This window comes from Streptomyces boluensis (assembly GCF_009908195.1).
GTDB classification, from domain to species: Bacteria; Actinomycetota; Actinomycetes; order Streptomycetales; family Streptomycetaceae; genus Streptomyces; species Streptomyces boluensis.
On the sequence record NZ_JAAAHS010000303.1, the window covers coordinates 1 to 9,634 of the forward strand.

Genomic DNA, 9,634 nt, shown 5'->3' on the forward strand with positions numbered 1-9,634 from the left:
GGGGCGGGGCGGGGAGCGATTAGTTCTCGGAGCGCCAGCAGTCTCGACACCGTCGACCACCACCCCGCACCGGAGGAACCCCGTGGAACAGCTGCTCAGGGTCCAGAACTTCAACGTCTCCAGCGACGGCTACGGCGCAGGCGAAGGCCAGAGCCTGGAGCACCCCTTCGGGCACGCCGACCCCGGCACGATGTTCTCCTGGGCCGGTGCCACCGCCAGCTGGCCGAGCCGCACCGACCCCGGCGGCAGCCGCGGCCTCGACGACTACTTCACCCGCGACTTCGCCAACAACATCGGCGCCGAGATCATGGGGCGAGGCAAGTTCGGGCCGCAGCACGGGCCTTGGGGGAACGAGGACTGGCGCGGCTGGTGGGGTGACGAACCCCCGTTCCACATGCCGGTGTTCGTGATGACGCACCACCCGCGCCCCGCGTTCACCCTCTCCGACACCACGTTCCACTTCGTCGAGGGCGACCCGGCGGCCGTCCTCGCCAAGGCGAAGGAGGCCGCGCAGGGCAAGGACGTCCGGCTCGGCGGCGGGGCGAGCACCATCCGGCGGTTCCTCGACGCCGACCTCGTCGACGCCCTGCACGTGGCGGTCGCGCCGACGAAGCTCGGCGCCGGATCCCGCCTCTGGGAGTCACCCGACGAGCTGCGCGACCGCTTCCACCTGGACATCGTGCCCAGCCCGAGCGGCGGCGTGACGCACCACGTGTTCTGGCGCAAGTGACGCCCCAGTAGCCGCACCACCCCAGACGCGCCACCAGCCCCACCACCAGCCCCACCAGGAAACGAGCGGCTAAACGAGCGGCTAAGCGGTCAACTGCCCCGGCAGCTCCGCCCGGTGGACCACCACGAGCCCCGAGACCGCGCGGGTCAGCGCCACGTAAAGGCGGCGCAGGCCCGTGCGTTCGTCGGGTTCGCCGTCGACCACGGCGGACGGCTCGTCCAGGACCACGTAGTCGTACTCGAGACCCTTAGCGAGGGACGCGGGCACCAGCGTCAGGCGGGCTTCCGGGGTGGTCTCCGTACCCGGGTCCAGATACGGCACACCGGCCGCCGTCAACGCCTCGGCCAGCGCCGGGATCCGCGCGTCCGCCGCGATCAGGCCGATCGAGCCCTCGTACGCGAGCGACTCGACGCAGGCCGCCACCACCGCCTCGTCCGGACTGTCACCGTCCGCCACCCGCCGCACCACCAGCGACCCCGGCGACTCCCGCACCGACTCCACCGCCGCGAGCCCCGGCGCGATGTCCGGAAGGAGCCGTGAGGCGTACGCGATCACCTCGCGCGGCACGCGGAAGCCCGCCGTCAGCTCCTCCACCACCGCGTCGCCCTTGCCCAGATGCGCAAGCGCCTCGCCCCAACTCCGCGTCGCCCAGGGCGTGGTGCCCTGCGCCAGATCGCCGAGGACGGTAGCCGAGCCGGTCGTGCAGCGCCGCCCCACCGCCCGGTACTGCATGGGCGACAGGTCCTGCGCCTCGTCCAGGACCACATGGCCGAGGGAGTGCGTGCGGGCCACCAGGTCGTGCGCCTCGTCGATCAGGACCGCGTCCGCCGCCGACCACTTCGCGGACTTCACCGAGCGGGCCGGCTTCGCCCACAGGATCGCCTTCCGCTCGTCCTCGTCGAGCAGCCCGTCCGCGTGCTCGGCCAGGAACTCGGCGTCGGAGAGCAGCCGGAGCACCAGCTTCGCCGGGTCGACCGGCGGCCAGACCGCCTTCACGGCCGCCTTCACCGCCGCGTTCCGCGCCACCGCGTCCTGCACCCGGTCGTCCGGCGCCTCGCCCGCCTGCTCCATCCGTACGAGCACCGCGTGCGCGATGCGCTGCGGCAACGCGTCCCGTGCGGCGCCGTAGCGGATGTCGCGGGCCAGCAACTCCTCGACCATCTCGGCCAGTTCGTACGCCGGTACGCGCCAGCGCCGCGAGCCACGGACCACCATCAGGGCCTCGGTGGGCGGCGTCACATGCGAACGCACCGCCCGCCGCAGCACCTCCGCCATCCGGGCGTCGCCCTTCACGAGCGCGGTGCCCGCCTCGTCCGTGCCGCGCACCTCGACATGGGCGACCAGGTCGGAGACCGTGGCCTGCTTGACCTCCAACTCGCCGAGCGCGGGCAGCACTTGCTCGATGTAGTGCAGGAACGACGCGTTCGGCCCGATCACCAGGGTGCCCGTACGGGCGAGCCGCTCGCGGTGCGCGTACAGCAGATACGCGACCCGGTGCAGGCCCACCGCGGTCTTGCCGGTGCCGGGGCCGCCCTGTACACAGACCGTGCCGCCGAGGCCGCTGCGTACGATCTCGTCCTGCTCCGGCTGGATGGTGGCGACGATGTCCCGCATCGGGCCGACGCGCGGCCGCTCGATCTCCTGCTGCAGCAACTTGCTGACCTGCGCCGCCTCAGCGGGGTCGGAGAGGTGCTCGTCCTCGTACGCCGTCAACTCCCCGCCCGTGTAACCGAATCGGCGGCGAAGGCCGACGTCCATCGGGTCCTTCTTCGACGCCCGGTAGAACGGCTGCGAGACCGGCGCACGCCAGTCGATCACCATCGGGTCCCCGTCGGCGTCGTGCACATGCCGCCGCCCGATGTAGAACCGCAGGCCATGGTCCTCGTCGCCCACCGCGTGCAGATAGTCGAGCCGCCCGAAGAACAGCGGGGTGTGCGCGAGGTCGGCGAGTGCCTTGATCCGGTCGTCGATCTGGCGCTGCAGCACCGCCGCGTTGACCCAGTTCGCGGTCACGTCGGTGATGTCCAGGGACTCGACGTCCGCGCGCATGGCGCGCAGCGCGGAACGCGAGGCGGTCAGATGGGCGCGCTCACGCGCGAGGGGATCGTCGGACGCGGGGGTCACGAGGGCTGCCTCCGGAGGTGCGTGCGGTACGGGGGTGACGGCCGACCGGTTTCCGTCCGGGCAGCGGGCGCTCCGCGTGGGGAGGCGGGGGAAAGAGCGAGTTTAAGTCAGCGGCGGCGGCCCTTGCGAACCGTTTTCGGCGCGGGCCGGGGTCCGCCTGGGGTCCGCCCGGGGTCCGTCCCGTAGGGGATCGCCGAGGCCCGCCTCTACCCGTAGGGGGACGCGGCGGGCGTGCGGGTTCCACCCGTGGGGCGATGTGCGGGGCGGGCCCGAAAACCAGGATGGAGTCATGAGCAGTGCGACCTTCACCTCAGCCCCCGGCCGGCCGGCCACGGGCCGCGGCGCCACCGCCGCGACCGGCTCCCGGCACAGCCACCGCATCGGCGACGCCCTGCGCGCCGTCAAGGTCTTCGCGGGCGCGGCCCTCGGCGTCGTCGTCCTCGGCGAGTACGGCGAGGAGGCCGGCCCGCGCGGCCGGTGACCCCCAAGTCCCGTGTCCGATATACCGCTTGAACCTCTCAGTCATCCGGTCGTACGGTGCCGTTGATCGCTCCGACGTAAAGATGCCGTAACGGACAGGTAAGGTCACGCCCGTGATTCACCGGACAGTGACCCCGCGCTCACCCCGCGTTATCGTTTCGGGCGTGCTGCTGCTGGTCTCCCTGGCGGCCCTCACCGCCCTCTGCGTGTCCCAGCGCATCCCGATGGCGGACACGCTCGTGTACCGGGCCGAGGGCGCGGCGGTCGTCGGCGGCACCGACCTCTACGACTTCACGGTCACCCGGTGGAACCTCCCGGCGACCTACCCGCCGTTCGCCGCGATCCTCTTCGTGCCCACGACGTGGCTGCCGATACCGCTATTGAAGATCGTCTTCGTGGTCGGCAACGTCGCGCTGCTCGCGCTCCTCGTGCACCTGTCGTTCCGCTTCGCCGGGGTCCGCGCCCGCCCGTGGCTGCCGCTCGCCGCGACCGCGTTCGGCATCTGGCTCGAACCGGTCTTCCAGACCCTGCTGTTCGGGCAGATCAACCTCGCCCTCGCCTGCCTCGTCCTGTGGGACCTGAGCCGTCCGGAGGGCGCCGTCGGCAAGGGCTTCGCGCTCGGCATCGCGGCGGGCATCAAACTCACGCCCGGCTTCTTCGTCGTCTACCTGCTGATCACGGGACGCATCCGCACGGCCCTCACCGCGACCGCCTCGTTCATCGGCACGGTGCTGCTCGGCGTGCTCGTCCTGCCGGGCGCCAGCGTCGACTTCTGGACCCGGCGGATGTTCGAGACCAGCCGCGTCGGCAAGTCCTGGATCGTCGACAACCAGTCCCTGCAGGGCCTCGTCGCCCGCGTGCTGCGCGTCGAGGAGGCGGGCCTGCTGTGGGCGGTGCCGTGCGCGGTCGTCGCCGTGCTCGGTCTGTGGCTCGCCCGCCGCGCGCACCGCAACGGTCATACGCAGTGGGGCCTGCTCACGGCGGCGTTCACGGCCCTGCTCATCTCGCCGATCAGCTGGTCCCACCACTGGGTGTGGTGCGTCCCGCTCGCGGCCCTCCTGATCGTCGAACGCCGCCTGTACCTGGCCGCGTTCGTCGCTGTCCTCTTCACGGCCCGCACCCAGTGGATCCTCCCGCACGAGGGCGACCTCGACCTCCACTACCCGTGGTGGCAACAGCCGCTGGCGTCCCCGTACCCGCTGTTCGGGCTGGCCCTGCTGGCGTACGTGGCGGTACGGACGCGGCACACGGTGCCGGAGCTGCCGAGCCAACGAGTGCGTTCAGCAAACCCAGTTGGTGGGCCAATTCCAGCCCGTCCGGCGTTTGAGGACGAGCCCGCAGGGCGATCGACGGGGACCGAGTCGACGGCACGCACGCGGCGTACGTAAGCCCGGCCCCGTACGAACTCAACCGGCAAGAATGTCGTCGGCGTCGGCAATCCGGTACGCATAACCTTGCTCCGCAAGGAACCTCTGCCGATGCGCGGCGAAATCCTGATCGATCGTGTCGCGCGCCACCACGGAGTAGAACCGCGCCTCGTGCCCGTCCGCCTTGGGCCGCAGCACCCGGCCGAGCCGCTGCGCCTCCTCCTGGCGGGAGCCGAACGTCCCGGACACCTGGATGGCGACGGTCGCCTCCGGCAGGTCGATGGAGAAGTTCGCGACCTTGGACACGACGAGCACCGAGATCTCGCCCTCCCGGAACGAGTCGAACAGCTTCTCGCGCACCGCGTTCGTCGTCTCGCCCTTGATGACGGGCGCGTTCAGGTGCTCGCCCAACTCGTCGAGCTGGTCGATGTACTGGCCGATCACCAGTGTCTGTTCGCCCGCGTGCTTACGGACCAGCGCCTCCGTCACCTTGCGCTTGGTGGCGGTCGTCGCGCAGAAGCGGTACTTCTCCTCGGCCTCGGCGGTGGCGTACGCGAGCCGCTCGGAGTCCGTCAGGTTCACCCGGACCTCGACACAGTCGGCCGGTGCGATGTACCCCTGCGCCTCGATCTCCTTCCACGGGGCGTCGAACCGCTTCGGCCCGATCAGGGAGAAGACGTCCGACTCCCGCCCGTCCTCGCGTACGAGCGTGGCGGTGAGGCCGAGCCGCCGCCGGGCCTGGAGGTCGGCGGTGAACTTGAAGACCGGCGCGGGCAGCAGATGCACCTCGTCGTACACGATCAGGCCCCAGTCACGGGAGTCGAACAGCTCCAGGTGCGGGTAGACACCCTTCCGCTTCGTCGTGAGGACCTGGTACGTGGCGATGGTGACGGGGCGGATCTCCTTCTTCGTACCGCTGTACTCGCCGATCTCGTCCTCGGTGAGGCTGGTCCGCTTCACCAGCTCGTGCTTCCACTGCCGGGCGGACACCGTGTTCGTGACGAGGATCAGCGTGGTCGCCTTGGCCTGCGCCATCGCGCCCGCGCCGACCAGCGTCTTGCCCGCGCCACAGGGCAGGACCACGACGCCGGACCCGCCGTGCCAGAAGTTCTCCACGGCCTGGTTCTGGTACGGGCGCAGCGCCCAGCCGTCCTCGGCGAGCTCGATGGCGTGCGCCTCGCCGTCCACGTACCCGGCGAGGTCCTCGGCGGGCCAGCCCAGCTTCAGCAGCGTCTGCTTGATCTGCCCGCGCTCGGAGGGGTGCACGATCACCGAGTCGGCGTCGATGCGCTCGCCGACGAGCGGCGCGACCCGCTTCGACTTCAGGACCTCTTCGAGGACCGGCCGGTCGGTGGTGGTGAGGACGAGGCCGTGCGCCGGGTGCTTGCTGAGGGTGAGCCGTCCGTACCGGTCCATCGTCTCGGCGATGTCGACGAGCAGCGCGTGCGGCACCGGGTACCGCGAGAAGTCCACCAGGGCGTCCACGACCTGCTCGGCGTCGTGCCCGGCCGCCCGCGCGTTCCACAGGCCGAGCGGCGTCAGCCGGTACGTGTGGATGTGCTCGGGCGCCCGCTCCAGTTCGGCGAAGGGCGCGATCGCGCGACGGCATGCGTCGGCCCGTTCGTGATCGACCTCCAGGAGGAGGGTCTTGTCCGACTGGACGATGAGGGGACCGTTCACGCGCGCACCCTTTCCGCTGCTACGGCGGGCCTCGAAGGAGAGAGGCCAAACGTCCAGTGTGCCGCATGGCGCGCCGGGGCGGTGTGGCGTCGGTCTCGGTCAGGGCCCCGGATATGTCCCGGATACGCCCCGCATACGTCCCGCATACGCCCCGGATACGTCACCTCGGCCCGTGCGCGATCAGTCCGCGTCCTCCGCCAGCTCCGCCACTCCCGTGATCCGGTGCAGCGGATACGTGCGGACCTCGTCCGCGGTGTGGTCGAAGGCCGTGACGAAGCCGCCCTCCACCCGGACCGGGGCGATGACGCGCTGGCTGGCGGCACCGTCCGCGTTGACGTACCCGATCCAGAGCGTCTCGCCGGTCATCACCGCGGCCTGCATCGTGGCGAGGGTCTCGGCCGACGTGGTGCGCGGCGGCTCACCGGGCGCGGCCGGGGTGGCGGCGGCCGGGGCCGGGCGCTTCGGGGCCGTCGACGCCATGTCACCGGCGCGGATCGCCCGGACCGCGGCGCCGAGCAGCGCGTCGTTCGGCGCGGGCGGCCCTTCCGGTACGGGCGTGGGGGCCGTACGCGGCGGCGTGCGGTGGGCGTGCGCGCGGGCGATCAGGACGTCGCCCTCGGCGGTCTCGGCGGCCGGGGCGAAGCCCATCGCACGCAGCCCGCCGAGCAGCGCCGCCGGGTCGGCCTGCGCGGCGAGCACGGTCGGCGCGAGGCGGCGCAGGCGCAGGGCGGCGGCGCGCTTGTCGGCGAGGATCTCGGCGAGCACCGAGTCGTCGTCACAGCGCACGTACGCGGAGGCGGTGCCGATCCGCAGGTGGCCGTGACGGCGGGCCACGTCGTCGATCAGATACGAGAGCGGCTGCGGCACCGGCGTACGGGAGTGCTCGGCCAGGAATGTGTGCAGGTCGGAGGCCGAACGGCCCGCGTCGAGTGCGCGGCGCACCGAGCCGGGCGTGAAGCGGTACACCGTCGCACCGCCCTTCGACTCCACGTCCGCGAGCACCCCGAGGGTCTCCGCGAGCGGCCGCTCGAGCGGGCCGGGCGCCACCGCCGTCAGGTCGGCCTGCAGCAGCACGTGGTCGAGCGGCTCGGGCAGCAGGGGGGCGAGCAGTGCGGCGAGCCGCGCTTCGAGCTGACTCCCGGCCGCCTCGGCAGCCTGACTCCCGGCCGCCTCGGCAGCAGACGGGACCGCCTCGGTCGCCGCGCCGGCCGCACCCGCCTCGCCCGCCGCACCCGCCTCCGCCGCGGCCAGCGCCTTAGCCGCGGCCGAAGCCTCCGCCGCCGCGAGCGCCTCGGCCGGTGTGACCGACCCGGCGGCAGCGGCCGACCCGCTCTCCGCCGACCCGGCAAGGAGGGCCCGGCCCTGTGCCGACAGCGCGCCGCGCCCCGTCACGCCGAGCAACTCGGTCTCGTCGAGCGTCCAGCGGGCGAGGCGGGCCCGCAGGTCCTCGCCCGGGTCCGTGGTCGTGCCGACGCGCAACGGCCGCTCCCAGCGCAGCAGTTCGAGCACCGAGTCGGGCGTGGGCGCGGCGCCCTCCGGCAGCGCGGCGAGCAGGCCGAGCACCCGGCGGCGCACCTCGGGCGCCGCCGACCGGTCCAGGTGCGGGCCGAGCGCGGACAGCACCCGGTCCTTGCCGTCACGGCCGCCGACCAGGCCCGCCGTGCGGGTCGCCGTGAGCCAGGCCGTGGCGAGCCGCGCCCACCGCGCGGCGGGCGACAGTTCGAGCCAGTCGTCGTAGGCGGGCGTCGCCGCGTACCGCTCCTCGGCGCGGCGGCCCGTGGACTCGCCGTCGCCGTGCGCGCCCTCGTAGCCGCCGTCGGAGGCCAACAGGCCCGCCGCGTACGCCAGTTCCACCCAGAACGCGGCCATCGGCTCGGGCACGTCGAGGGCGACCGCGGTGCGCTTCAGGTCGCGCACGCTCAGGCCGCCCGCGCGCAGCACCGCGGGCCCGCCCTCGTGCCACTCCTTGAGCAGCTCCTCCACCATGCCGACCGCGAGCGACGCCTGCCCGGCCGCCGTCGCGTCCACCCCGTCGGGCCGGTGCTCGGCCGCGATCACCGGCTCGGGCGGCAGCGGGCACGTCGTGCGGTGCGCGCGGCCCGCGCGCAGGTGCAGGGCCGCCTCGCGGGGCAGCACCACCGTGCCGGGCGAGGTCGGTACGAGCAGGCCGCGGTCGAGCAGCCAGCGCAGATGCGAGGCGGGATCGGCGGTCACCTGTCCGTACGGCGGGCCCCAGATGAGCCGGCCGAGGACGGTCAACGCGTCCATGGGGGCCTCGTCGAGGAGCGCCGACATTCTCGTACGGTCCGTGAACAGGCCCGTCAGGGCGGCCACCGCCGACACCGGGTCGTGCGTCGAGGGCAGGCCCGCCGCGTCGAGGAGCTGCTGCAGCCGCGTCGGCGACATCCCGGAGGTGGCCTCGGCGACGGTCGGGCCGAGCCCGGTCGGCGAGGGGTGCTGCGGCGACGGCGCGAGCAGCTCACGCGCGGTGCGCACCAGGCGCAGCCGCTCGCCGCCCCACACCAGGGCCTGCGCGCGCAGCGCCCCGACCGCGCCGGGCAGCGCCGCGTCCACCGCCGGATCGCCGTCGTCACCGGCGAGCAGCGCCCGCAGCGTTTCGTACGAAGCGGGCTCCGGGGCCACCGCGAGCGCCTCGGCGGCCTGCAGCGCGAACGCGTCGAGCCGGCCGAGCGCGCGCAGCACGGACGCCCTGGTCCCGGCCCGGGTGGCGAGCTGCGTCAGGTCGCTCGGCACGGGGTTCAGCAGGTCGGGGCGGGCTCGCAGCAGGGTGGCGAGCGACACGTCGTCGCGCTGCCTCAACTCTTCGGCGAGCGTACGAGGAACCGCCGCGCCTGCCGTGCTCTCGGTCGTCATCCGTCACACGGTAGTAGGTGCGACCGACGCGGCGGTCGCATGCGCGATACGGTCGGACGGCCGGGCACCACAACGCGCGCGCCCCCGAGGGGACTTACCGGCAGGACACAGCCGCCAGTTCGCGGGGGGATCTCGTGGCGATCGAGAGCGACCAGCTCGTCTTCGACTACCTGAGCCGGGTCGGCGACCTCGCCCAGCAGCGTCAGTTGCCGTCGAAGACCCGGATGCGTCTGGTCACCGACCTGCGCGCGGAGATCGACCGCCGCCGGGCCTCGGTCGTCGGCGGCAAGACACCGGGGGACAGCCCCGCCGGGGTCCGCCGCATCCTGGAGCGCCTCGGCACGCCCGAGGAGGTAGTGGAACGGGCGGGGGGTGGCGG

The 9,634-nt window shown here is 73.1% G+C and carries 6 protein-coding genes and 1 pseudogene; 4 read left to right on the plus strand and 3 right to left on the minus strand.

Going from position 1 to position 9,634, the window contains the following annotated elements:
* Nucleotides 1-82: 82 nt before the first annotated feature.
* Nucleotides 83-730 carry a dihydrofolate reductase family protein gene (locus tag GUY60_RS28460; RefSeq protein WP_161702899.1) on the plus strand — a complete coding sequence of 216 codons (648 nt, stop codon included), beginning with the start codon at nt 83-85 and terminating at the stop codon, nt 728-730.
* Between the two features lie 81 nt (nt 731-811).
* On the opposite strand, the gene GUY60_RS28465 is transcribed toward GUY60_RS28460, so the two are convergent.
* Nucleotides 812-2,854, minus strand: a complete 2,043-nt coding sequence (locus GUY60_RS28465; protein ID WP_187370150.1) for a HelD family protein — start codon at nt 2,852-2,854, stop codon at nt 812-814.
* 289 nt (nt 2,855-3,143) lie between these two features.
* On the opposite strand from GUY60_RS28465, the gene GUY60_RS28470 reads away from it, so the two are divergent.
* Complete coding sequence (locus tag GUY60_RS28470) at nt 3,144-3,335, plus strand: hypothetical protein (protein WP_161702901.1); 192 nt, start codon at nt 3,144-3,146, stop codon at nt 3,333-3,335.
* Between the two features lie 166 nt (nt 3,336-3,501).
* Nucleotides 3,502-4,722 (plus strand): glycosyltransferase 87 family protein, encoded by a 1,221-nt coding sequence (locus GUY60_RS28475; protein ID WP_376771332.1) that lies wholly within the window; start codon nt 3,502-3,504, stop codon nt 4,720-4,722.
* 18 nt (nt 4,723-4,740) lie between these two features.
* Here the strand turns inward: GUY60_RS28475 and GUY60_RS28480 are convergent, their stop codons facing one another.
* Entirely contained in the window at nt 4,741-6,381 is a 1,641-nt protein-coding gene (locus tag GUY60_RS28480) for a DNA repair helicase XPB (RefSeq protein ID WP_161702903.1), read from the minus strand.
* A gap of 180 nt (nt 6,382-6,561) precedes the next feature.
* Nucleotides 6,562-9,255 carry a helicase C-terminal domain-containing protein gene (locus GUY60_RS28485; protein ID WP_161702904.1) on the minus strand — a complete coding sequence of 898 codons (2,694 nt, stop codon included), beginning with the start codon at nt 9,253-9,255 and terminating at the stop codon, nt 6,562-6,564.
* A gap of 134 nt (nt 9,256-9,389) precedes the next feature.
* On the opposite strand from GUY60_RS28485, the pseudogene GUY60_RS28490 reads away from it, so the two are divergent.
* Nucleotides 9,390-9,634, plus strand: a pseudogene (locus GUY60_RS28490) (HAAS signaling domain-containing protein); the annotation flags it as partial.

Coding starts and splice junctions, on each gene's coding strand:
- GUY60_RS28470 (WP_161702901.1), top strand. CDS start 3,144: ATGAGCAGTGCGACCTTCACCTCAGCCCCCGGCCGGCCGGCCACGGGC.
- GUY60_RS28485 (WP_161702904.1), bottom strand. CDS start 9,255: ATGACGACCGAGAGCACGGCAGGCGCGGCGGTTCCTCGTACGCTCGCC.